We start from the raw sequence: 24,916 nt of genomic DNA, 5'->3' as shown, positions 1-24,916 counted from the left end.
TAAAAGGACAAGAAAAACTGTTCTGAAAATCAGGATGATTAATGAGATCGGTTTTTTTAAGCAGTATCTTTTTTTATATAATCCTTCTTATTTTTTTGTAGCGAAAATTATGGTCTTTATTGTGTTGTAGGAGTAATTCAATCGTTTTATTTCTGAGCTGTCCTTTATTACCTTAACGTTGTTTATCTTATCCCTCTGAATAAGATCTGTCAGGCTTTTGAGATCAGATTCTTTTTGATTTATGAGCACTAAGGTTTGTTTATTTTGCCTTTTAAGTTCCTTCGAAAACGAAAGCATGCGCTCATTTTCTGCATAATTGGTGCTATAATCAACAATAGGCTGAGTCGTTGTTTTATTGCAACTTGCTAATACGAGCATTAAAATAATTGTAAAATATTTCATAATGATAAAGTATGAATAAATATAAGTATTCTTCCAAAACACAGATCACTATCTCACAATTTTAATGCTTTCTAACTCCCCTTTTTCATTTTTAAAACGGAAAATATAAGTTCCCTTTCGGAACTTTGATAAATCTATATTTTGATTATAGTTGGTAAAACCTTTGAAGATTAATTTTCCATCTATTGAGAAAATGGAGTATTCAAATTGATTGCTATTATTTTTATTACTGATTATAAAACCGTCTCTATAAGAATTGACATAGGCTTTTGTTTTCAATGCCTGATCTTCCGCAGGTGTATCTCCAGAAAGTATATTTTCACTAATATCTGCCACTTGTATGCTTTTAATAGCTGAACTGGTTAGAGACGTTGTACTTCCACCGATGATATATAATTTATTATTATATACTTCCGCTGTAGCATGTCTTCTCGGAATCATATTGGAGGATAACTGATGGATTTTATTGGTTGTAGTATCAAAATAGGCAATAAAATTTTGATAATTATAGCCCCCTACAATGAAAATTTTATTGCCAGATACAGCTAGTGAATGTCCGGATATACCAACAGGCATAGTATATTGATCGATCCAACGGTTAGTCTCGAGATCGTAAACATTGATCAGGCGGGATGGAGTGCCATTAAAACCGCCAATTACATACAGCTTATCATTAACAATTTTCCCCTTTGTTTCCCTGGCCGTAGGCATATTGGGTAATGAATTCCAGGTGTTTGAAGCAATATCATAATACTGGAATTTATTAGAAAATACAGTGGTTGCGGCTCCGTTTAATCCGCTGCCACCAAACACATATATTTTGCCATTATAGATTGCAGAACCTGAATTTCCTGTATAGGAACGATTGGTTGCTCCCTTCGTGATGGTATTGGTGTCAAGATCTACAATTTCAAGGTGGCTATTTCCCCAACCGTTAAAAATATAAATTTTATTATTGTAAGTTTCTGAATTAGCAAATCTTTTAGGAAGTAGGGTAGAATTGAAAACACTCCATTTGTTATCGGTAATATTGTATTTCTCAATGTACTTGGCATCGCTTGCTTTTTCCTGATACCCATTGCTCACATATATATGATCATTCACGATTACGCTGGCTGTAGCACCTCGGCCGACGGACATATTCGCAAGATTTTTAAATTGAAGCGTTTGGGCATGTGCTAGCAATGAGCCGAAAAGTGAGAGAAGTAATAATTTTGTTTTCATGTCCTGAAGTTAATTAATAATCAATATATATTTTTTCCAAATTAGACATCATAAATAAATAACCGTCAATCTCATCTTTTGAAGGTTCTTTTGCATATTGTTTCTTTATTTCTCTTATTTCTTCTTTAGACAATTCTTTTGTGTTTTTATGGGATAGATCCCATTCTTTGTCTTCTTTGTGACGCTTGAGATAATTTTTATATTCAATTCTATATTCCTCGGTTTTTTGAAATGCTTTGAACTGATTTATTTTAAACTTTATGTAATCCTCGTTTTGTAACTCTTTACTTTTGGTTAAAATATCATTACTTAAAGTAAGAATCAGATAACTTGAATAGTAGCTTGAAAAACCAAAATTATCAGAATCAATAAAATCTCCATTCGGTACGGTAAGAATTCCTGAATAGTTCAATTTAGTTTTTTTATCAGGAAAGATTTTATTGAATACAGAAATTTGTGTTTCTGAATCACTGTCAGGATCTGCTATTGTAAGATCAATCAGGAATAACTCATTATCTATTATTTCAAAATAGGCAATATACCCACGATGGTTTGAGGTAGTCATTAAAAATGTTTCATCTCCGTTTTCATTCTTTCTTACAAACTTTTCTCCATAAACAGGATGATCTTCTGGATGTTTCTCAAAATATCCTTCTAAAGGATCATTCAGTAATTCATACTTTTTCCCGTCTATGTTGATGAAATTAGATTGCTGGCCAGTTGCAAAAATTTTTATAGATATGATTATAGATAGAACTAAAAATTTGAATTTCATAAGTCTGGGATAAAAGTAAATGTATTAGAATAGCAGAGTTGTTTAACAAATGCTTTTTATTTATATAATTCTCTTTCAATAAAATTATTATTTTTCTTGAAACTCTCCTGTGCCCTTTGTTCTTTTCCTCTAATAAGATCTTGTTTTGTTAGCGGACTTCCATTGGCATCGGAAAATAATGTTTCTGACATTTCTGAAGAACTGTGCATAGTTTTTATATTCTTTGCAGGATCTTTTTTAAATTCGTTCCAGAGTTTATTGAATTTTTCATTGGTCAGAAAAATTTCTTTCCTGCTTGAATTTATCATTAAAGGTTCATAATTGAGTTTTTTGCTTCCAACCAGATTGAAAATATGATCTCCTTTATCGTCTCCAATACTTAAAATTAAGCCAGGAAGACCACAGAATTTATAAGGCCCATCTTGAATTTGAATGTCATTAGTGAACCAGGCCTCCCAATTTCTTCCTCCAAATGTCGTGGTTGCTTTTTGAACTTTAAAACCCTCTATATTTTTTGTTTCAGGAAAAATAGTCCAGTTGATTTTATTATTTTCTTTTAAAGCGATGTTGTCGGCATTGATAGACGTATGATAAATTGTTTCCAAATTGGGGTAGTCTTTAGAAACACGAAAATTAACCTTTGCCTGTTTAATTTTTCTCAAATCAAAAACCATAGATTTCGAAGCTTTTCCTTTTTCAATTTCTGCTTTAAAAAGGGAATCTCTGGTGATGAGCAAAGCACTGTAGAAGTTTGAACCCTCTTTTGTAATGTCAAGATTCATGATTTCTTTTTGCACATTTTCTCTGTGTAAAGAATCCATTTTAAAAGAATATTCATAAGTAAATCTTTGATTTTGAGAAAATAATAAAGAAGTGGTGAAAATAAAAATTGAAAGGATAGTGAGTTTTCTCATTTTTGATCGATTGTTTTATGTGTACTTTTTGTTGAAATTACGGCTGATACTCAAATTTACAATTTACAATGATATTACGTACAAAAAATGCTTTGTAAAGAGTCAAGTGATTTGTATTGTAATAAACTTATAGGTTTTTGGTTTTAATTGGCTGATTACTTTTTATTGTCAAGTGTAATTATCAGTTTATTTTTCTTTTGCTCTATGTTGATTATTTTTCCTTCTTTAAACCCAAGCTTCTCAAGCCATTTTCCCTTAAGTCTAATTTCTGGAATAGTTATCAAACCATATGTCCTAATTTGATATTTAGTGTAAATTTTAAGCTTTCTTAGATTTGCCACTGTCGTATAATTATATGACAAATATAGATTAAAATTTAAAAATGTCAACTTTTTATATGACATTTTTGTCAACAAATTAGCTGACATTTGATTTGTGACTAGAGATACACTAAAAAAAGAACTTGGTAAACGAATAATCGAACTTCGTGAGCAAAAGGGCTGGAGCCAAGCAGACCTTGCTCGGGCTTGCAATAAAGATCGTCAGGCAATTGAAAAATTAGAAAATGGAAAAGTGAATCCTACGCTTTATACGTTGCTTGAAGTTGCAAACGCTTTGGAGGTTTCTTTGTCAGAGCTTGTGGATTTGGCGTGATGTGCGAAGTTTCTAATTGCTTTGATAATGATATTGCAATGAATAGAATTGAATTTCGAATAGTTTTTGGTAAAAGAGTTGAAAAATTTAGAAAGAAGATGGGATTAAGCTATCGGGAGTTAGCTCAGAAATGTGATGTAGATCATAGCAATATCAGTAAAATTGAAAAAGGGGAAGTTGATTTAAGAATTTCAACAATACATGAACTAGCTAGGCTTAGATTTTAAAATAGATGAGAAATCCTGACGAAAGTTGAGATTTGTGATTATTAATCTATCAGGTAATAGAATAACATTCTGTTCGTTTTGCAATGAAAGCTAACAGAAAAAGTATTGGCGAAGTGTGGGCTTTTGAAGAACAAAATATTCAAAAAAGACTAAACGTAGCCGATGCCTTTTCTTAGAACTAAATTAATAAAATTAATATGAATCGGCGGCAAGAAGAACAAATTTTTCTACTTTTTGTACTTCACCCATATTTTGCCAATACAATTTTAGCTGCAGGTTTAATTCAACAATTTGATAATTTCAAAAGTTCTAATTAATTTATATTTTGCTTCTTCTATTTTTTCAATATTCATTTTTTCTTTAGTTCTGATTAGATAAGGTTCATTGGTAGTGTTTAATTCATATTTTGCACCAGAAAAATAGAATTTATCACTGTATTTCCGTGAAATAATGTCTAAGAATTTACATATAGCGATATATTGCTCATCGCTGTTTCTTTTAACAGTAATAATAAATTCTTTGTCATCTATAATCCATTCTATTTCAAAATCTCTAGCTGTAATGAAATTCTGTCCCACAGAAATCTCTTCAATATCTTCTGAATTATATTTTATTTGTCTATGTCCATCAATTCCCTTATGATCAGGAATTAAATTTAGTCCAGATTTTGAGTATGGAATTCCCATATTCTTTTTACTCGCTATTATTCTCCATTCTTTTTCATACTGCCAATCATTAAGTTTTATATTTGACGCATAGGCTGTTGGAATATGAAAAGAGCGAAAACTTGAAACATCAATTGGTTTAAGTTCATTCGTGTAATTAATTGGATGAAACCCAAAGAGTTCACCATCATCATCATTAAGTTTATCTTTGACACTTTTAAGTAAACTTTTTACATTGAATTTGATTTGGAATCCTTTTTCTTGAGTATAATGAGGCCACATCAAAGTATTATTTTCTCTTTCTGACAGTGAAATTATACCCAACAAATTGAAAGACATATTATACATATGGTTAATGATTTTCTTACACTGACTAGATTCAACATCATCAGTATAAAAATCTTCCAATTCTTTTCTTGACCTGAAAATGTCTTTATAAAATCTCTCATATATTTCAAATGAAATTGGTCGTGAAGAATAGATTAAGAAAGGGCTACTATCTAAAATGTCATTTAATTCTATTGGGTGTGATGCGTACAGATAATTTTGAGATAATGCTTCAATACTATATTTAGATATAGAATAAAACTTAAAAATTGAATCAGGAATACTCTGTTTATGGATTATTTCTGGTATATTTCCTTGACTTGAATGATCGATTAAGTACGTGAAATTATTATATTCAAATTTTTCGATATTGTTTGTCATAAGCTTGCAGATAACGTCCCACGCCTTGGCGATAGTGGCGGATTAGAAAACCTAAATTTTCTATTTTGCACTAATTTAAGCAACAGCTTTTAATTATTTACTAAATTATGAAAAAAGAAATATATAAAGCTGTTGCGGATAAAAATCCACGAACTTTCTATTTTTCCCTTAAACCGCCATTTCGCCAAAACGATATTAGGCGTAGTCTTTTATTTTGTCAATTAAATCTTTACTTATAAATATTCTACCTGGTTGGCCACTTCGTCGATCCAAAGGAATATTTAGATCTTTAAATAAGTACTCAATTTCATTTTCGTAAGTAGAACTTTTGTTGTAAAACTTTTCAAATTGTCTATATGTCCTTGCAATATTTGTAGTCTCAATTAGCTTTGTAAATGTAACTAATGAATTTTCATCTTTATTTTTGTTAATATAAATAAAGAAAAATAACAAAGCGTAGTGACTATTATCAAAATCTGGTTTTTCATCTACTAATCTAGTGAAAAAAATATCCCAAAACCTAGAGTCAAACTTCATATATGAATTGATAAAATACTCAAAATATATATTGGGTTGAGAAGACAAACTCACACAAATGGCTAGTTCATTAGGTAAATTCTGAATTACATCAAATTCAGGAATTTTTGGAGTTTGCGATATATATTTTGCTGTTAAATATTCTTGTAATGATTTATGTGAAAACTGAAAATAATTATAACCAACTTGTACTAATAAACCTGTGTGATTTTCTAGTTCTAGTACAACTTTCTTAGCTTGTGATTTTGGTAAATCATGTGATATATAGATATCATTGTAACATTTTCTAATATCATCACTATTAAAAACATTTTTATTAAGATGATACGTTAACCAAAATGAAAGATGTGATAAAAAGTCTTTCTTTTTTTCTATGTAAAAATTAGCATAATTTGAAGGTCTAGTAATATTTCTTTCTTGATCCCAATCTTCAAGTAATAGTTTTACAACAAAATCATATACATATTTAGGTTTATCAGGTATATTTTTTTTTCGTTCATATATTGCACATAAATGTGATAAAGTCAAAGGTCTAATTGAAGTATCATAAAATGGTGAAATTTTTATTTTTTGAAATAAATCTTCGGCTTTTGTAGGACTATTTAACCATTTTTTAATTAGAGATTTAATTTGCTTGTCATTTAATGAGCATATTTCAAACGTGTCAGTGTTGTTTAATTTCAAATTGAAATCATTACTTCTTGAAGTCATTATAAATTTCGAATCTATTAGAGATAATGATAATTCTTCAAACTCTTTTTCAATTCTTTTTTTTAAATCTAAATCTGGTATTTCGTCAAACCCATCTGCTACTAATAGAATATTTGTGTTGTTGAAAAAATTAAGAATTGTTTGTTTAATACTATTATAATATTCATAGGGAAATGATTCATTATATTTATGAGGAAAATTAATTTCAATCCCTAAAATATCAAGTAAGATTTTGTAAAGACCGAAATTTTCATTTTTATAATGTGTATCATAATCAATCTCTCTGAACCTAATCATTAATGGGCAAGAGAAGTTGTTTTTATTTTCAGAATTCAAAAATTCTAGATAGAAATTCTTTAAAAGTGTTGTTTTACCTGCACCCGCACCACCATAAATTATAATGTTCTTATAAATATCTTCAAAAATTTTTTTGGAACTTATTGTCTTCGTTTTTTCATCAACATCAAATCGATTTTTTAAAGGTGATAAATATAAATCTATATCAACAAAAACTTTTTTTAATGATTTTGATTTTAAAGCAGCTCCAAAATTAATTTCACTTGCCCAGTTTAAACTAACTTGAACATTATGCTTAATTTGATTTAATACTTTTTCTTCTTCTATTTGAAAGTTATATATTTCTTTAAATTCTTCAAATTCATCTTTTTTTAGTTTTTTCTTTGCTGCTTTAATTGTGGATTTATATAAAGTATCAAAAACTTTACTTACATTTTTAATTCCATTTCCAATAATTATTTCAACAGATTTTTCTGTAAGAATATCATTCAAGTCCATATTTATTTTAAAGTGGTCGGTTTTTAAAATTACACCTAATTTTCTAATTTACGCATTGCATCAATAATGATAATAGATACTGCATCAATGCTATTTTGACTTTAGCTATCTATTGCCATCATTAAAATATAAATATACTTATAAATATATTATTGCCTTACGGAAAACCGTAATTCAAACAAAAAACCGCTCCACAAAAGCAGAACGGTTTTATTTATTTATAGCAGTTAAGACTACATCATTCCTGGCATTCCACCACCCATTGGCATAGCAGGTTCGTCTTTTTTCACTTCAGTGATTACACACTCAGTTGTTAAAAGCATACCAGATACTGAAGCTGCATTTTCAAGAGCAACTCTTGTTACTTTCGTAGGGTCGATGATTCCTGCTTCAAGCATGTTTACATACTCGTCAGTTTTAGCGTTGTATCCGAAGTCTCCGGAACCTTCTGCTACTTTAGCAACGATTACAGAACCTTCACCTCCTGCGTTGGCAACGATTTGTCTTAATGGCTCTTCGATCGCTCTTTTTACGATTTTGATCCCTGTAGTTTCGTCAGCGTTGATTCCTGAAAGGTTTTCTAAAGCAGAGATGGCTCTTACTAAAGCAACACCACCACCAGCTACGATACCTTCTTCTACCGCAGCTCTTGTTGCATGAAGTGCATCATCTACTCTGTCTTTTTTCTCTTTCATTTCCACTTCAGAAGCTGCTCCTACGTAAAGTACGGCAACACCACCAGCCAATTTAGCTAATCTCTCCTGTAGTTTTTCTCTGTCGTAGTCAGAAGTAGTCGTTTCCATCTGAGCTTTGATCTGAGCTACTCTTCCTTTGATTTTCGCTTCGTCACCACCTCCGTTTACGATTGTTGTGTTGTCTTTATCGATTGTTACTTTCTCAGCAGTTCCCAACATATCTAGAGAGATGTTTTCCATAGTGAAACCTTGCTCCTCAGAAATTACCTGACCACCTGTAAGGATCGCGATATCTTCTAACATTGCTTTTCTTCTGTCTCCGAATCCAGGAGCTTTTACAGCAGCAATTTTAAGAGAACCTCTTAGTTTGTTTACCACTAAAGTTGCTAAAGCTTCACCTTCCACTTCCTCAGAGATAATCAATAGAGACTTACCACCTTGTGCGATTGGCTCAAGAACAGGAAGCAATTCTTTCATTGAAGAGATTTTCTTCTCTACTAAAAGGATATATGGATTTTCTACTTCAGCTACCATTTTCTCAGGGTTAGTCACGAAGTAAGGAGACTGGTATCCTCTGTCGAACTGCATACCTTCTACAACATCTACCGTTGTATCGATACCTTTAGCTTCTTCTACAGTAATCACCCCTTCTTTACCTACTTTCCCGAAAGCTTCAGCGATCAAAGCACCGATAGTTTCGTCGTTGTTAGCAGATACAGAAGCAACCTGCTTCACTTTATCTGTAGAATCTCCCACTTCCTGAGACTGGGATTTTAGGTTTTCAACAACTGCAGTTACCGCTTTGTCGATACCTCTTTTAAGATCCATTGGGTTAGCACCGGCAGCTACGTTCTTAAGACCTTCTCTTACGATAGCCTGTGCCAAAACAGTAGCGGTAGTTGTACCATCTCCTGCAATATCATTAGTTTTGGAAGCTACTTCTTTTACCATTTGAGCTCCCATATTTTCTACCTTGTCTTCAAGTTCGATTTCTTTCGCTACAGAAACACCATCCTTCGTTACGTGTGGAGCACCGAAAGATTTTTCGATCACTACGTTTCTACCTTTTGGTCCTAAAGTTACCTTTACTGCATTTGCTAATGCATCAACCCCTCTTTTTAAAGCGTCTCTTGACTCGATATCGAATTTTATTTCTTTTGCCATTTTATTTAGATATTAGATGTTAGACGTCAGATGTTAGACGCCAAGCATTATTTGAAAATTATTTTTTATTCAGTTTTAAATCTGAAATCTGGTGTCTTATATCTGGAATCTTATCCGATGATTCCCAGTAAGTCTCCTTCTTTTACGATTAAGTAATCTTTTCCTTCCAATTTCAATTCGGAACCTGAATATTTTCCATAAAGAACTTTGTCACCTACTTTCACAGTTGTAGGCTCATCTTTTTTTCCAGGACCAACCGCTACTACTGTACCTTCTTGTGGTTTTTCTTTTGCTGTGTCCGGAATAATAATACCTGAAGCTGTTTTAGTTTCTGCAGCGATGGGTTCGATCAAAACTCTGTCTGCTAATGGTTTAAAGTTTACTGACATAATATATCTGTTTTTTTAATTATTTCTGCTTTCAAATTCTCTAAATGTGTGCCAAATGAGGTTGGTACTTGTCAGGCGATACTTCATGGTTAAAAATGGCAGAATTTTATTTTTGGTGTGAAATTTTGGCAGATTAAAAAAAATAAAGCCGGAAAAATTCCGGCTTACTTTACTGATCAATTTATGAGACTAAGGACAATATTGTCCCGGTCCGATCCATAATGTACATTTTCCGTTTTCATCACGTTCGCAGCAAACAAGTCTTGCAGCTCCGCCGTGGATGGTTTTCTGAGCATCTCTGCTTAATAATTTAGCATTTTTCATAAGTTAATATTTTGTTTTTCTGATGTTCCTGAACATTTATTGTCAATCAGGAGTTTTTTGACATGATCAAATATAAGCTTTTTATTCAATCAAAATGATGTTGTTTGTAGATAGTTTTTGGTGTTTTGTATTTTGATAACCAGTGGATTATACTGTAAATGGCAGCAGGGTTAATACTGTGCAAAAACAGGGATATTACTATGGTATTTGGTGATGCATTCCTTCAACTTTGTGAGACCAAATATCATAAAAACTGAAACAATGGAAAAATTAAAAAAAATCTTTCGGGATGCTCCGGCTGATTCACCGGTTCCCCGGGAATTGCTATTGGAGTATGAGAATCCGCTTCCGACTAAAGAACCGGATCGCAACTTATTTATTACAGATTCTGCCAAAAACTTCAGACTAACCGGAAAAAAAGACTCAGCAAAAATCTCTGTCTCAAAGCTGAACCGGGAATTTTACCAGCTGGACCAGATTTCACCCTTTGACTGGGGTATTCCCGGTAAATCCGAAGAGATCATTACCGTAGAAAAGCTTCGTGCTACAATTAAAACTAAGAAAATAAAAGTGACCGAAGCTGAAGCTTTTGTGCCGGAAACTCATATACTGGGACTTCATCCTAAAGTGGTTTTTCCGAATACGAAGTCTGTGAAGAGAAACCGTTTGAACAGATTGGTTACGAAAAGTGCCAATCATGTAACTATTTTCGGAAATGATGACAGGGTAAATATTTATCCTAATACCTATCCGGAATGCTGTGTGTGCAGGGTAGAAGTATATACCAAATTAACCAGTGTCTCATCATGGAATTATCAGGGAAGGGGAACCGGATTTATGGTAGGCAGAAAAATTCTAATGACCTCCGGACATATGAGGCCTCAAAAACCTTATGCATCATGGATGATCAAAGTGATTCCTGCATATTATGATGGACGATCCATTTATGGAAATTCATTTTATACTTATGGAGAAAGCTATGTGGCCTACCAAAGTGACGTGGGAAATGATATGATGGTGGTGAAACTGTATGATAATATCGGAGATACAACAGGTTATTTCGGGGCAAAAAGTTATAACGACGATTGGGAAGATATGAATGTGTGGACCATGACGGGATATCCTTATGATAAAGGAGAAAACCGACCTACTTATCAGAGCAGCATCAGTGTTGTGGATGATGATGACGGAGATGATGTAAAGCTTCCGGATGGAAATAGTGTGGATAGTACACAGATAGAAAGCTATGCAGACGAGGCAAGTGGTGCATCGGGATCACCGTTATATAGCTGGTTCACCAATGGACAGATGTATGCCATAGGTGTTCATCATGGTAATGAAACCGACTGGGAACTTTTCGGATCTGATCTTCATTCTGTGGCTTCAGGGGGAGATATGCTGCCGGCACTTGTGATCTGGGCAAGAAATAATTGGGGAAATTGAAAGGATCACCTTGAAGAAACAAAACACAAGTAATATAAAAAACGCTTCATTTTTATGGGGCGTTTTTTTCTATGGGCTGATTTATTTTTGAAATAATGGCTCCGGAAACGGCAATACCAATAAAATTGGTTACTGACCTCGCCTCGTTCATGAAACGGTCTACGCTATAAAGCAATGCAATATCATTCGCAGGGATCTTTCCAAACCTGTTCAAAGTAAAAATAAGAGCAAGAAAACCTGACCCCGGAACCCCGGAAGCTGTTTTAGATGTAACAGAAATGATAACAAAAAGCCATAAGTAATCATTGAAGCTTAATGAAATATTATAAAACTGAATCAGAAAACAGCAGGCTACAGAAATATAAATGCAGGCACCTGCGAGGTTGAAATTGTACCCCAGGGGAATAATGAATCTTAAAATTTTTTTGCTGTATCCCTCAGATTCCATCTTGTCAAAAATGATAGGAAAAGCTGTTTTGGAAGAAGAAGTGGTTATAACCAAAATGATCTCTTCTTTAATGCTTACCAAAAATTTGAGCAAATTGAATTTAAAGATATAAGAAACCAGTCCTAAAACTCCGAAGATAAAAGCAATATCGGCAAGGTATACGGTTCCCACAACTTTGCTTAATGGCAGCAGGGTATTAATTCCATATACAGAAATGCCGTAAGCAATGTTACAGAAAATGATAACCGGAAGAATGATATATAAATATTTAATAATATGATAAAAAATAACAAGTCCTTTATCAAGGATATTCAGAAAACTCTTTCGTCTTTTTGAAAGGTTCATGCATATGCCGATAATGATTGAAGCTATAAGGAAAATAGCGTACCTGTTGCGATACATCACAGAAGATAGGGAGGAGTCATTAATTTCAAACCTACTGGGAAGAATTACTTTTGTTTTAACGATCTGAATTCCCGTATGGGAACCGGGCTGAATAGCAAGTCCAAAAATAAATCCTATGGTAATAGCCACAGAGCTGATGATAAAAAAGTAGAGAATTGTTTGCCATACAATGCTCCCCGCATTTTTTATATCTGCCAGGTGACAGATCCCGTAAATAACTGCCATAAAAATAATAGGCAGGATGATCGACTCCAGAACCAAAAAAAAATACTGGCTGATTATCCCTAATTTACCGCTTATCTCGGGAAGGTATTGTCCTGTAAAAACACCACAGATAATAGCCACGAAAACATACAAAGAAAGATTCTTTAAATATCGGCTGGTGAATGTTTTTTTTGTATGGAAAAGATTCATTTGAGTTTTTTTCGCTGGATAAACGGACAATTCAATATAAATATATATAAATTTTATATTATCCCAAGAAGCAAAGCTCCTAATAACATGATAATGGAAGATCCGATAGCCCATTTCAATGTGTATTTCAAATGATCAGAAAATTCCACACCGGCGAGAGAGACCAATAGGTAAGTTGACGGAACCAATGGGCTCAGAAGATGAGAAGCCTGTCCGACAAGACTTGCTCTTCCCAGAATATCAGGTGGGATTCCCAGTTGTTGTCCGGTTGCTGCAATAATGGGTAATATCCCGAAATAATAAGCATCATTAGTCAGGAAAAAGGTAAGGGGAACACTGAAGACAGCAGTAATAATATTTAAAGAGCCTGCCATGCTTTTCGGAACGATTTCTATCATACTATTTCCCATAGCCTGCATAATACCCGATCCATTGAGGATCCCAGTGAAAATCCCTGCTCCAAAGATCATTCCTGCCACAGATAATGCATTTCCTGCATGTTTGGACATGAGTTTCTGCTGGTCTTTTAATTTAGGGTAATTGATAACAGAAGCTATGCAGAAAGCAATCATAAAGGCAATTCCCAAAGGAACAATATCTAAAATCATTACCGTTAACAATACGATGGTAAGGGCAAGATTAATCCAGATCAGTTTAGGGCGAAGAAGGGCTGGATCCGTTTCACCTGCGATATCGCTATTGCTGTACTTTGTGTATTTTCCATATTTTGCAATACGCTTTTTTTCTTTCAGTCCTAAAATATAAGCCACAAAGATTACCCAGCAAATACCAAGGACCATAATCGGAATCATGGGAACGAAAATCTCTGTGTGACCCAGTTTGAGGGAACTCATAACCCTTGCTGTGGGACCACCCCATGGAAGGATATTCATGATACCTCCTGCAAGCATTATGATACAGGTAAGGATCAGGGGATTCAGTCCCTGTTTTTTATATAGGGGAAGCATGGCTGCCACTACGATAATATAAGTAGAAGAGCCATCTCCATCCAGAGAAACTAATGTTGTAAGGATCGCTGTTCCGATGGTTGTTTTGATTGGGTTGTCTCCGACTGCTTTTAAAATAAGGTTAACTAAAGGTTGAAATAATCCTGTATCGATCATTAAACTAAAATAGAGAATTGCAAAAATCAGCATTACGCCTGTAAGTGCGATTTCTTTAACCCCATTTTTCATCATGTCACCCAGCTCATCGCCAAATCCTGCAATAAGAGCAATCACTACTGGAACAATTACCAAAGCAGTAAGTGGTGTCATTTTTTTATTCATGATAAGAACCATGAAAATAAAGATCATCAGAAACCCAAGAAATGTTAGCATAGCATTATATTAAATATTAAATTTTTTAAATTGATGTCCGGTTATTTTTGTTTTTTTCTCCAATCAAAACTGTTTCTGAACCCTATGTATCCGTAATTACTGGTTCTGCCCGGAGATAACTGATTAATGAAAGCCAGTTCAATTGCCGAGTTTTTCCCTGTTTTTATTCCAAGCCCTGCGGTGATACGGTTACTGTCGAAAGGGTCTTCCTTTTTGATGTTCATCCTTATCTCATTTTTTAGAATTCCATACAGTCTTTCTTTTTCACCCTTTCTGTTGAAAGGGATTCTCATAGAGATGAGATACCGGACCCTTAATACAAATTCGTCAGGATTATTCAGGAAACGCTCTTCTATACGGAATCTGCTGGAAACGGAAGATCTGCCGATATCATGGTCCAGGGTTACCTGTTGAAAGGCTCTTTTCTCATAGCGGGTCTTTTTCTGATCTTCTGTCTGGTAGGAATCCAAAATGAGAAACATACCTCCTACGGCAGGTCTTACTCCTTTGGTTACTTCATAATCCATATATGCATTGACGAGGAAGAGTCTTTTGTCGTAAGCCAGGTCAAAAGAACGGTATTGTGTAAGGGCTGTTAAAGTACTTTTGTCAGACACCTTGGCAGTCATGATATATTGGAACCACATATTGTATGTATCAGTGCTTTGACCTTGATAAAAATGATGAAGCACTAATAAAAAAATAAAAATTAATTTTCTCTTAATTTTCATATAATATTGGGTTAATATTGTTACTTCTCAAATATATTTATTCGATTTACCGGGTTTTTAATTTTTCAATCAATGACCTATTTTATCAGCGAACTGCATTTTCTGTTAAAAAACATCTTATATTTGAGAACCCAAGAAATCACGTTTTTAGAATGTTTTTAATTGTAAATATTATACTTATACTGTTGTTTTTCAGGGTTTTATTTAGTGATAAGATTCTGAAAAAACTGATGGACTACCGTTGGGGTTTTCTTTTGAGGTTTCAGCATGTTTTCTTCTTTTTTGTCTTTATTTTAATCACTTTTTTTACGGAAAATTACTTTCTTGATACCCCGGAGCTTATTTGGAGTGTTTTATCTGTAATGATTTTTAATATTGGGATTTATTATCTGGTGTATTATTATCTGGTTCCTCACTTTTACCTATCGAATAAATATCCGGAGTTTATCCTGTATGCCTTGATCTGTTTTTTGATGTCAAGTCTTTTCAGGATTTTGTTACAGCCTACCATTTTTAAAATGAATTTTAGTGAAACTCTTTCCAACACCAACTTCCTTTTTAATGTATATACGGCGCAGGGAATTGTGATTCTTGTTGCCTCCTTTTTAGGGATTACAAAAGATAAATTCCTTATAGAGCAAAATGTTGTGGATCTTGGGGAACAAAAAGAACAGCTTTACTTTGATCTTTTAAAATCAAAGATGAATCCTCATTTCTTATTGAATACTTTAAATAATATATATGCGAACAGTTTTATCCCATCGGGAAAAACTTCAGATTCCATCCTGCAGCTCAGTAAGCTTCTTCAATATATTATCTATGACAGCGGAAAAGAAAGAATTAGTCTGGCCCAGGAATTTTCGTCAATTCATTCTCTTACCATGTTGTACCAGTTGAAATATGATAACCAACTGAATATAGATTTTGATATCCGGAATGAGGAAACACTGGAATTAATTGAAATTCCACCTTCCGTTTTTTTGACCTTCTTTGAAAATGCTTTGAAACATTCAGGAATCGGTCTGGATCCCAATAGCTTCATAAAAGTTATATATGCTATTAACGACCGTGATTTGTTCTTCGAAATTATCAACTCTGTTCCGGAAAAAAAAGCTTTGGGAGAAACCGGATATTACGGGTTGGGAAATGAAGCAATCACCCAGATACTGGAAAAATACTATCCGGGAAAATATATTCTTTCTTCAGAAATGATTGAAAATAACAGATACAAAACAACTTTAAAAATTGATCTGAATGGCTAATCTATCCGTGATTAATGTGGATGATGAATATCCTGCGTTGCAACTTGTCCGGCAATATTGTGATCAAATAGAAGGTGTGGATCTCCAAAGCTCTTTTCAGGAACCGGAGAAGGCATTGGAATATTTAAAAGAGAATGTGGTGGATCTTGTTATTTTTGATATTAATATGCCGGGTATTAATGGAGTAGAGCTATTGCAACAGCTTCCTTATAAACCTCTCTGTATTTTTATGACCCTGGAGACCCAACATGCGGTAAAAGCTTTTGAGCTTGATGTTGTGCATTATCTTGTAAAGCCTGTAGATTTTGAAACCTTCAGGAAAGCCATCAACAAAGCCAAAGATTTTTTACAGTTTAAAAATTCTGCAGAACACTCAGAAAAAGAAGATTTCATCATGTTTAAATCCAATTATATCATGAATAAGGTTTTTCTAAAAGATATTCTTTGGGTACAGGGATTTGGGGAGTATATTATTTTAGTAACCTCTTTGAAAAAATATATGATCCTCGACAGGATGTCAAATTTTGAAGAAAAATTTCAGGCTTTTGGATTTATCAGAGTGCATAAATCTTATATCATATTGGCTTCTCATATTGAATCTTATGATGTGAAAAGCGTCTACCTTAAAAGTGGAGATAAAATTCCTCTGGGAAGAACTTATAAAAAGATACTGAAAGAGCATTTGGGAAAATAAAAAAACCGCTTTAAAGCGGTTTTTACAATAAAGATTCCTTTGGACAAAAGATAATCAATGACAGGATTCCTGATAATCTTCTATTAGTTTTCCGTACATTTTAGTATATAATTCTGTGCTGAATTGCAGGTTTAGTTTGGTGATTTCTACTCCTTTTTTTCCTCTTAATGCTTCTTTTTTTTCTTCTTCCAGAGCTTTCTTGTTTTCTTTGAAAGTTTTATTGGAAAAATAATCTTCACTTCTTGCCTGATCAACTTTTTTTAAAAATTCAGGACAATCCTTTCCAATGAGTTCGTATGCTTTGTAATATTTTTTATAAATATTTTTTAAATTAAAAATAGAAAAAGGAGTTACAGAATCATAGTCTGCTGGTGATATTGCCACCGTGTCATCCGGTTTACTGATATAGGTCATTACAGCGACCAGGGAACAATTATTTTCGTTTCCGTTATAAACAGTAGCAAAGCTGTCTCCGAAATTTGCTTTACATACGATATTCCTAAAACCGTACAAATTGATGTCTCCTTTTTTTATTAAGGGAAGCATGAGCACTTTCCCTTCGGATTCCAGCTCTAAATTATTGTTAATCTTCCTTACAATACGTTTATCCAATTGGAAAGTTTCATGTGTGTCTTCATTGGTATAGATAAGGCTTTTAATAACGGTAACCGGAATAAGCTGTATTTCCGGGTCTGTTTTAGAAGATTTGAATTTTATTTCTTTTCTGTCCAAATGGGCACCCTTTGCTGAAGTTTTTCCAATAAACTGAATCGAGAAAGTGACAGGATCTGGGAGTGTAAAATCTTGTGCAAATCCTTTTTTTATGCTTCCATCCTCCATGAGTATTTCTATGGGAAGGAAATCTCTTTTTCCCGTATAAATCTGTAGAGATTGTGCATAAGAAAATGATGCTGTAATCATCAGCATTACAAGAATGAGTTTTTTCATAGTTATGGTTAGGGTTATTTTTTTCCTGCGGCCTGCATTGGATTTACTTTTCCATTGGCACCGCCTCTTACTGCCCCTTCATGTTTTTGTTTGAATACCTGGAATCTGGAAGTCTCAGACGTACTACCATCATTGCTCCAGAAATTATTTGAAGTGTCAATATCTGCTGTTTCACGCATTGGGTCCAGCTGAATAGACTTTAATTTTTTCTCAAAATAATAAGTCTTTGTAGCCTTTTGTTCGTTGAGCCTCCAGATCTGAGCGGAAGATTTATCGTATAATTTCGTTCCATCTTCAAAAGTAAATTCCAGAATGATTGGCATCACCAGTCCTCCTTTGTTTACGAAGTCAATTTGATAAGCTTGAATGTTTTTGAACTTTTCTTTTTGCTGTTTATCAAGAGCCATATCATTGTCCTGTGTAAGGGAGTATTCTTTATTCTGGTCCACTTTTTCCTGGCCACGATCGTAACGATAGTAGAAATCCTGAGCTTCTTTATCCTTGTCTACATAGAACGTAATATTTTTATCTTCTCTGTTTCTGATTTTGGAAAGGTCTTCAAAATCATTAACAAGAGCTTTGTCGACTTTGTACTTTACTTCTTTAGGTGCAGGTACGGCATCTAAATCGGGAGTGGCAATGGTTACCTTATCAATAGCTATGTCAACAGGATCTGTGCCGTAAAACCATCCTCTCCAGAACCAATCCAGATCTTCTCCGCTTGCATCCTCCATTGTTCTGAAGAAATCGGCAGGTTCCGGGTGTTTAAAAGCCCATCTTTTTGCATAAGTTTTATAGGCCTTATCAAAAAGTTCTCTGCCCATAATGGTTTCACGAAGGATATTCAGGCCAGTTGCGGGTTTTGAGTAGGCATTAGGGCCAAACTGAACAATGTTTTCAGAGTTACTCATAATAGGCTCCAGCTGATCTTTTGGTAGTTTCATGTAATCCACAATAGTCCATGCAGGTCCTCGTTTTGAAGGGAACTTGTTATCCCATCTTTCTTCCGTAAGATATTCTGTAAAGGTGTTCAATCCTTCGTCCATCCAGGTCCACTGTCTTTCATCGGAGTTAATGATCATGGGAAAGAAATTGTGTCCTACCTCATGGATGATTACTCCGATCATACCATTTTTGGTTCCTTCTGAGTAAGTTCCATCTTTCTCAGTTCTTCCAAAATTGAAACAGATCATAGGATATTCCATACCATTTGCCGCTTCTACAGACTGAGCAACCGGATAAGGGTAAGGAATCGTGAATTCTGAATAAGTTTTTATTGTGTGTGCAACAGCTTTTGTAGAGAATTTTCTGTAAAGTCCGTAAGCCTCTTTACCATAGAAGCTCATAGCCATTACTTTATTATTGTTTTCCGGTATTACCACGCCCATTCCATCCCAGATGAACTTTCGGGATGACGTCCATGCGAAATCCCTTACATTATTGGCTTCAAAAACCCAGGTTTTTCTTTGTTTTGATCTGTTTTTTTCTGCTTTCTTCGCTTCATCGAGCGTTACAATTTCTACAGGCTCTGATGAGCTTTGGGCTTTTCTATATCGGGATAGTTGGTCTGAAGATAATACCTGTTCATAATTCTTACACTCTCCGGTACCTCCTACAACATGATCTGCAGGAACATTCATTGAAACTTTAAAATTTCCAAAGGCAAGGGCGAATTCTCCTCTTCCTGTAAACTGGTGATTCTGCCATCCATGAAAATCACTGTAAACACACATCCTTGGATACCATTGTGTCATTGTGTACAAATCATTTCCATCTTCAGGAAAGTTTTCATAGCCACCACGGCCACCCATTTTAATTCTGTTGGTGATGTTGTAATTCCAGTCTATTTTTAACGTGAATTTTTCTCCTTTTTTCAGGATTTTAGGCAAATCAATACGCATCATGGTTTTGTTTACAGTATACCGTAATGCATTACCGGTTTCGTCGGTTACTTTTTCCAGATGAATGCCGTAGCCATTGTCCTTTTCCGGAAGTTCCGTTATCTTTAACTTCTGGTCATTTATGGTTTTAGGAAGGGTTGTAGAAGTAGGATAATTGGCTTTGTTGATGCTTGATGCCTCGTTCTCATCCAATTGTAACCATATATAATCTAAGTCGTCAGGAGAATTGTTATAATAAGTAATCGTTTCGGAGCCCTTCAGGTTTCTTTTATCCTCGTCCAGATAGGCGGAAATATTATAATCTGCTCTGTTTTGCCAGTAACCATGTCCCGGAGATCCGGAAGCAGTTCTATAAATATTTGGAGTAGGTAAAATGGTTCCTAATTGTTCAAACTTATTTCCGTGATTACTTCCCGGGTTATTTTGAATATTTTGGGCTGCTAAACCTGCAAATGTGAATACAGAAAGTAGGGTTACTTTTAGTCTCATGACCGAAATGATTTAATAATTTTCAAATATAACAATAACTACTTGAAAAAATATCAATCAATAAGTCTTAAAATGGAATTCTTTCTATTGTCATTTTTAATGCCAGGGCAAAAACACCGGACGATATAAAGAGTATCCAATCTTTTCTATTAATTTTGAATAATGTTAATGCAATAAACAGCAAGATTAAAATAGCACAAACAATTACAATCTGTCCTACTTCCAAACCAATATTAAATCCTAAAAGAGGAATCGCAATACTCTGGCTTTTTGCAATCATCACTCTTGCAGTATTGGCAAATCCCATTCCGTGAATAAGTCCGAAAAATAAAGCCAGGTAATAATTTGTTTTGTCCAGGGCCTGCTTTTTATTCTTCATAATAATATTACCTAATGCTGTAAGGACTATTGTTAGCGGAATTAAAAACTCTACCCAATTTGAAGGCACTCTTACTATATCAAGGATACTTAATGCTAATGTTATGGAATGACCTATTGTGAATGCTGTCACCAGGATTAGAATTTTCTTGAGATCCTTATAAGAATAAACCGCAATTAAAGCTAAAACAAAAAGTTGGTGATCAAGCGCATCTAAAGAAATGATATGTTCCCAACCAAGTTTTAAATAGAATAAAAAGTCCTGCATGATATAATGTACTGTAAAACGTACGAAAATAATGATTAATTTCGAAAAATAATTAAGTCTGTTTTTATGAAAGGTTTGTGGATACTGTTTATTCCTCTTGTTTTTTTGTATTCTTTTACTATTATAAAGCATCCCTATCATGTAGGTTCCGTTGAAATCAATTATAATACAAAATCAAAGACATTCGAGGTTACCGGGCGTTTTTTTCTGGATGATCTGGAAAATGCCCTAGGTAAAAAATACAACAAGTCTTTCCACTTTAATGATCCGAAGTATAAGGTTCAGTTGGATGACGCTTTAAAAAATTATAGTGCAGAATATCTGAAACTAAAGTCCGACGGTAAGTTCTTAAGGGTAAATTATCTGGGATATGAAGAGGATAATGAATCTGTGAATATTTTTTTGGAAACGGAATCTGTTAATATGCCTAAGAAAGTTGAAGCTGCAGTTAGTTTTTTGTATAATCTGTTTGATGATCAGATCAACATTGTCCATATTATTTTGAATGGGAAAAGGAAAAGTGAAAAATTATCCTATCCCAATCGATATCTGTATCAACAGTTCCAATAATGTATTTAATGCGCTTTCAAGTGTATATGTAATTGTACATGTGTATTTTTTCTAATAATATTCTTTTTTGATGAAAATTAATACACCATTGCGTGATAAATATTAAATTTATATATTTGAGAAATATTAAAATAAAGGATTTTTATTTTTTTAACATTTATTTTAGATATTTAAAGGTCTTAAATATTTGCAAATTAAGGATTTTCTATATTTTGTTAAATCTATTAATAGTGACTAATTAATATTATTAATATTTTTTAATATTTGATCTTTATGTGTGTTTATTAAATAATTTTTTTTATATTTGATAGGGTTTAGATATGTTAATTTTTTATAAAATTATATATATTATATATTTTGTATTGGATTTAAAGAAGTTTTAAAAATTGTATTAATTCTTAGTTGTTAGAAATAACAATATTGCATATGGAAAATAAAGAAAGTAATTTTTTCTTGCATTTTTATCCCACATGTACTTTAATTAAAGAACAAGTAGGGGTTAATACAATAAAGACATCAGGTGTTTTTTATGCAGATGAAGCAAAAAATTATTTAACCCGGATTCTGAAAATAGGTAATCCTCCAAATGACACAATTGGGCTATCGATGGATTCAACGTAATTATAAAAATTGGAAATAGTAAAACAGAACATTATATTTTTATTTTATTGCTATTTGGAGAAATAGTTCCCACAAACTCCGGATAGGATCAGGCACAAAAAATTCTAACAACACAAATTCGACATATATATAGCGCTTATCTTAATGGTAAGTGCTTTTTTGTATAGATTTCAATATTAGTTTTTCTTTGCATAAATGGGATAAATGTTTTTATTTTGTAACTAACAAATGTTTGTTTGTAACATTTTGGCAATAAAATTGACTAATTAAAATATAATCTTCATATCAAATTATTTTTAGCGAAATACAGAAGATTATTAAGCGCTTACTCACGTAAGTGCTTTTTTATTTTAAGGGTTAATTGTCTATTTGTAAAAGAGCATTGATTCCTCTTGTATGCTCAAGTAAATCCGGAAAAAAATTATTGTAACATTCCTGAAGAAGATCTTTATTTTTTAAAAATGCTTCGAATACAGGAATATCTTTCTCCAGATATTGTGCTTTGTTAAGAACATTTTGAATACTGAATTTTATTCCCCAATCTTCTCTGTAATTATATAGCCAATCCTCTGTTTCCATCTTTACTAACATTCTCTTAAAATTTTCAGGAAGCCATTCTTGATTTTCATTAAGAGCCTTGTAAACCCGGAGGGAATGGTTTTTCCAGCCTTGCAGTGAATTAAGACTGAAGTCATTAGCCAGAAAATGATCCATAGATACATCTACAAATGCTCCTGCATATAGTCTTACCAAAGGGCTGAATATTTTTTTAGCTTCATGAATAGCCGGATGGGAGTCTGTAAAAGTATCAATAGCTCTGTGTAAGGTAATCCCATCCTGAATTTCTTTTGGAAATGAGAACCGCTCTTTGTTTCTGATGAAATCTTCGAGAAACTGTCCGACAATTTGCTGATCTGTAAAAGAGAGAAAAGAATGTGCTAAATAATTCATAGGATATCAGGTTATAAAAATAAAACCTTCAAATAAAGTTAAGGTATTTGAAGGTTTATAAACTAACTATTTAAAAGAAATTATCTAACAATAAACTTTTTACTTTCTATCAAAGAATTTTTGTCATCATAAATACTTAGGAAGTACTCTCCGGAAGTTAATCCTTTGAGGTGGATGGTAGTTTCCGTAGTTGATATTACGTTTTGGCCTGCAGAATTGTATACTTTAAAAGAATACTTGCCGGTTCTGTTTCCTGAAATCTGAATCATATCATGAGCAGGATTAGGATATAGTAAGAACTCTTGTGTTTCATGAATAGCTTCCTTTGTGGCGAGGAAAGATTGTGTTTCAGGCATAAAATTAGAAACGACACAAGCGAAACGTGCAAATCCAAAGGCTTCATTAGCCGGCTTGGTGTTTCCTATTGCTACCCCCGTAGGATCACTATTGTAGTTAATGTCCGGATTTGCCCACCTGTTGATTCTGGTACAGTTGAATCCTTTAGAGGAACATTCATCATTATAAGCCATTATAGTTCTCCATCTTTGAGAAGAAGTGCTCGAAGTTCCAAGATCTATTGCTTTTTTATTGGTGTATCCATGATGATGATCACATGGTGTGGTGCTGGAGTCTACGTACCAGTCATGTCTTAATCCCATATTGTGTCCAAGTTCGTGGGCAAGTGAGTAGTTGGATACAGCACAATTGTATAGGCTTACACAAAACCCTGAATTACTGCTGTAGTTGGTAGAACTTGTATTTACATAGCCTAAGCCGCAAGTGTTAGTTGGTGTTGAGGTAACTAAAGCGCATAGATCCGCTCCATAGGTGGTTCTTAGTGTATGTACATCATCCATATACCCATCATTATTATTTCTAAGCCTTGGAAGATCCGTACTCAAACTTCCGGATTCAGTGTAGCTGATCTCTCCGGAGTATACAAGATTAATGGTGACATTGGAAACCCCTGAATTGGTTAATGCAGTATTGAAATTGGTGATAGCAGTTGCTACAAACGAATTACTCTGTGAAAGCCCGCCCCATGCGTTTTTTGCTGCGGTAGTGAAAACTACCATCACATCTACTCTGGTAGCAGGGCATACAGGGGTTGTTGATAAGCAAACGTTAGAATTTGCTTTATTAAAGTTTTCGTTTTTGTCCATTACATAATCATCAATCGAATCCTGATTGAGGATTGTCGAATCGCTCACTTCGGATAATGCAAAAACGTTTGCATCAGTTTGGTGGAATATTACTTTTTCACCTGTGCCTGAAGCGTACATTCCTGTTACCACGCGATCATATTGTGAAAGTACAAGTTCGGCTCTGGGATCATTTTCAATAGTGTAAATATAAGATTCACTCTTATTGCTGTACGTTAAAGAACGGCTGAATTTGGCTGTGATCTCTTTACCGGTCGGGAGGTTGATTTGTAAATCGGATTTTAAATTAAAGGGAGCTTGGGAATAGTATTTTGTAACTAAATAAGAAGAGGATAGCTCCCTGCTTACTTTTTGGTTACTTTTTAAATTATTCTCATTAATAGCTGTTTGAAAAATTTTGTTTTGCCCAAATAGCATGCCGGCGCAAAACAACACGAAAATAGTGAATTTTGTTTTCATTTTATGTGATTTAGTATGGTGATATACAAATATATATAAAATATCAACATGTGGTGATTTTTTTTCAATAGATGATCGAAATTTCTGCGAAATATTTAATTTCAGAGCTTTGTTGCTATTAAATTGATCTAAGAAACTGCGGTTGAAGATTGTTTTTAATAACATCATCACTCTCTATCGAATATTCATATTCATATTCATAAAGAGTGATGATGCTTTTTATTTAATCCTTGTCTGGATTTTGGCG

At 33.6% G+C, this 24,916-nt stretch carries 25 protein-coding genes; 7 read left to right on the top strand and 18 right to left on the bottom strand.

Annotated features, from left to right (window positions below):
• Positions 1-87: 87 nt before the first annotated feature.
• The 5 genes from PFY10_10230 to PFY10_10210 form a co-directional block, all read right to left on the bottom strand.
• A complete protein-coding gene (locus PFY10_10230; GenBank protein WBV58824.1) occupies positions 88-402 on the bottom strand; it encodes a hypothetical protein in 315 nt (104 codons plus the stop codon).
• Positions 403-450: 48 nt separating this feature from the next.
• Positions 451-1,626 carry a T9SS type A sorting domain-containing protein gene (locus tag PFY10_10225; GenBank protein ID WBV58823.1) on the bottom strand — a complete coding sequence of 392 codons (1,176 nt, stop codon included), beginning with the start codon at positions 1,624-1,626 and terminating at the stop codon, positions 451-453.
• Positions 1,627-1,639: 13 nt separating this feature from the next.
• A complete protein-coding gene (locus tag PFY10_10220) occupies positions 1,640-2,401 on the bottom strand; it encodes a hypothetical protein (protein WBV58822.1) in 762 nt (253 codons plus the stop codon).
• Between the two features lie 56 nt (positions 2,402-2,457).
• Positions 2,458-3,315: a GLPGLI family protein gene (locus tag PFY10_10215; protein ID WBV58821.1), complete on the bottom strand. Its 858-nt coding sequence runs from the start codon at positions 3,313-3,315 to the stop codon at positions 2,458-2,460.
• Positions 3,316-3,470: 155 nt separating this feature from the next.
• Positions 3,471-3,656, bottom strand: coding sequence for a SymE family type I addiction module toxin (locus tag PFY10_10210; protein ID WBV58820.1), 186 nt, complete (start codon positions 3,654-3,656; stop codon positions 3,471-3,473).
• A 94-nt stretch (positions 3,657-3,750) separates the two neighbouring features.
• Between PFY10_10210 and PFY10_10205 the strand changes: the two genes are divergently transcribed.
• Complete coding sequence (locus PFY10_10205) at positions 3,751-3,969, top strand: helix-turn-helix transcriptional regulator (GenBank protein WBV58819.1); 219 nt, start codon at positions 3,751-3,753, stop codon at positions 3,967-3,969.
• Positions 3,970-4,007: 38 nt separating this feature from the next.
• Entirely contained in the window at positions 4,008-4,196 is a 189-nt protein-coding gene (locus PFY10_10200) for a helix-turn-helix transcriptional regulator (protein ID WBV58818.1), read from the top strand.
• 278 nt (positions 4,197-4,474) lie between these two features.
• On the opposite strand, the gene PFY10_10195 is transcribed toward PFY10_10200, so the two are convergent.
• From PFY10_10195 to PFY10_10175, 5 genes are all read right to left on the bottom strand, one after another.
• Positions 4,475-5,569 (bottom strand): DUF2971 domain-containing protein, encoded by a 1,095-nt coding sequence (locus tag PFY10_10195; protein ID WBV58817.1) that lies wholly within the window; start codon positions 5,567-5,569, stop codon positions 4,475-4,477.
• Positions 5,570-5,764: 195 nt separating this feature from the next.
• Entirely contained in the window at positions 5,765-7,612 is a 1,848-nt protein-coding gene (locus PFY10_10190; GenBank protein ID WBV58816.1) for an NACHT domain-containing protein, read from the bottom strand.
• Between the two features lie 233 nt (positions 7,613-7,845).
• The gene (gene groL / locus PFY10_10185; protein ID WBV58815.1) at positions 7,846-9,471 is read right to left on the bottom strand and encodes a chaperonin GroEL; all 1,626 of its coding nucleotides are present in this window, start codon (positions 9,469-9,471) and stop codon (positions 7,846-7,848) included.
• A 110-nt stretch (positions 9,472-9,581) separates the two neighbouring features.
• Entirely contained in the window at positions 9,582-9,860 is a 279-nt protein-coding gene (locus tag PFY10_10180; GenBank protein WBV58814.1) for a co-chaperone GroES, read from the bottom strand.
• A 189-nt stretch (positions 9,861-10,049) separates the two neighbouring features.
• Complete coding sequence (locus PFY10_10175) at positions 10,050-10,184, bottom strand: hypothetical protein (protein ID WBV58813.1); 135 nt, start codon at positions 10,182-10,184, stop codon at positions 10,050-10,052.
• Between the two features lie 261 nt (positions 10,185-10,445).
• Here PFY10_10175 and PFY10_10170 point away from each other — a divergent pair, with 261 nt between their 5' ends.
• Positions 10,446-11,627 carry a hypothetical protein gene (locus PFY10_10170; GenBank protein WBV58812.1) on the top strand — a complete coding sequence of 394 codons (1,182 nt, stop codon included), beginning with the start codon at positions 10,446-10,448 and terminating at the stop codon, positions 11,625-11,627.
• A 52-nt stretch (positions 11,628-11,679) separates the two neighbouring features.
• Here the strand turns inward: PFY10_10170 and PFY10_10165 are convergent, their stop codons facing one another.
• From PFY10_10165 to PFY10_10155, 3 genes are read right to left on the bottom strand one after another with little or no spacing between them, the layout of a single operon-like run.
• Positions 11,680-12,894 carry a cation:dicarboxylase symporter family transporter gene (locus PFY10_10165; GenBank protein ID WBV58811.1) on the bottom strand — a complete coding sequence of 405 codons (1,215 nt, stop codon included), beginning with the start codon at positions 12,892-12,894 and terminating at the stop codon, positions 11,680-11,682.
• A 53-nt stretch (positions 12,895-12,947) separates the two neighbouring features.
• Positions 12,948-14,234, bottom strand: a complete 1,287-nt coding sequence (locus tag PFY10_10160; GenBank protein ID WBV58810.1) for a citrate:proton symporter — start codon at positions 14,232-14,234, stop codon at positions 12,948-12,950.
• A gap of 41 nt (positions 14,235-14,275) precedes the next feature.
• Positions 14,276-14,881, bottom strand: coding sequence for a DUF2490 domain-containing protein (locus PFY10_10155; protein ID WBV58809.1), 606 nt, complete (start codon positions 14,879-14,881; stop codon positions 14,276-14,278).
• A 314-nt stretch (positions 14,882-15,195) separates the two neighbouring features.
• Here PFY10_10155 and PFY10_10150 point away from each other — a divergent pair, with 314 nt between their 5' ends.
• A complete protein-coding gene (locus PFY10_10150) occupies positions 15,196-16,227 on the top strand; it encodes a histidine kinase (protein WBV58808.1) in 1,032 nt (343 codons plus the stop codon).
• Positions 16,220-16,921 (top strand): LytTR family DNA-binding domain-containing protein, encoded by a 702-nt coding sequence (locus PFY10_10145; GenBank protein WBV58807.1) that lies wholly within the window; start codon positions 16,220-16,222, stop codon positions 16,919-16,921. Before PFY10_10150 ends, PFY10_10145 begins: the two co-directional genes overlap by 8 nt.
• Before the next feature lie 54 nt (positions 16,922-16,975).
• Here the strand turns inward: PFY10_10145 and PFY10_10140 are convergent, their stop codons facing one another.
• The 3 genes from PFY10_10140 to PFY10_10130 all read right to left on the bottom strand — a co-directional run bounded on the left by PFY10_10140 (position 16,976) and on the right by PFY10_10130 (position 20,905).
• Positions 16,976-17,869, bottom strand: a complete 894-nt coding sequence (locus PFY10_10140) for a hypothetical protein (protein ID WBV58806.1) — start codon at positions 17,867-17,869, stop codon at positions 16,976-16,978.
• A gap of 14 nt (positions 17,870-17,883) precedes the next feature.
• Positions 17,884-20,259 carry a M1 family metallopeptidase gene (locus PFY10_10135; GenBank protein WBV58805.1) on the bottom strand — a complete coding sequence of 792 codons (2,376 nt, stop codon included), beginning with the start codon at positions 20,257-20,259 and terminating at the stop codon, positions 17,884-17,886.
• Between the two features lie 67 nt (positions 20,260-20,326).
• Positions 20,327-20,905, bottom strand: a complete 579-nt coding sequence (locus PFY10_10130; protein ID WBV58804.1) for a HupE/UreJ family protein — start codon at positions 20,903-20,905, stop codon at positions 20,327-20,329.
• A gap of 66 nt (positions 20,906-20,971) precedes the next feature.
• Between PFY10_10130 and PFY10_10125 the strand changes: the two genes are divergently transcribed.
• Positions 20,972-21,475, top strand: a complete 504-nt coding sequence (locus PFY10_10125) for a hypothetical protein (protein WBV58803.1) — start codon at positions 20,972-20,974, stop codon at positions 21,473-21,475.
• A gap of 426 nt (positions 21,476-21,901) precedes the next feature.
• The gene (locus PFY10_10120; GenBank protein WBV58802.1) at positions 21,902-22,096 is read left to right on the top strand and encodes a hypothetical protein; all 195 of its coding nucleotides are present in this window, start codon (positions 21,902-21,904) and stop codon (positions 22,094-22,096) included.
• Between the two features lie 357 nt (positions 22,097-22,453).
• Here the strand turns inward: PFY10_10120 and PFY10_10115 are convergent, their stop codons facing one another.
• Together PFY10_10115 and PFY10_10110 are read right to left on the bottom strand one after the other, a co-directional pair.
• Entirely contained in the window at positions 22,454-23,047 is a 594-nt protein-coding gene (locus tag PFY10_10115; protein WBV58801.1) for an ACP phosphodiesterase, read from the bottom strand.
• 80 nt (positions 23,048-23,127) lie between these two features.
• Entirely contained in the window at positions 23,128-24,669 is a 1,542-nt protein-coding gene (locus PFY10_10110; protein ID WBV58800.1) for a M12 family metallo-peptidase, read from the bottom strand.
• Between the last annotated feature and the right edge of the window lie 247 nt (positions 24,670-24,916).

Source organism: Chryseobacterium daecheongense (assembly GCA_027920525.1).
Taxonomy (GTDB): Bacteria; Bacteroidota; Bacteroidia; order Flavobacteriales; family Weeksellaceae; genus Chryseobacterium; species Chryseobacterium proteolyticum.
Note: the sequence above shows the minus strand (reverse complement) of the source record. Positions and strands in the feature narration are given on the sequence as shown.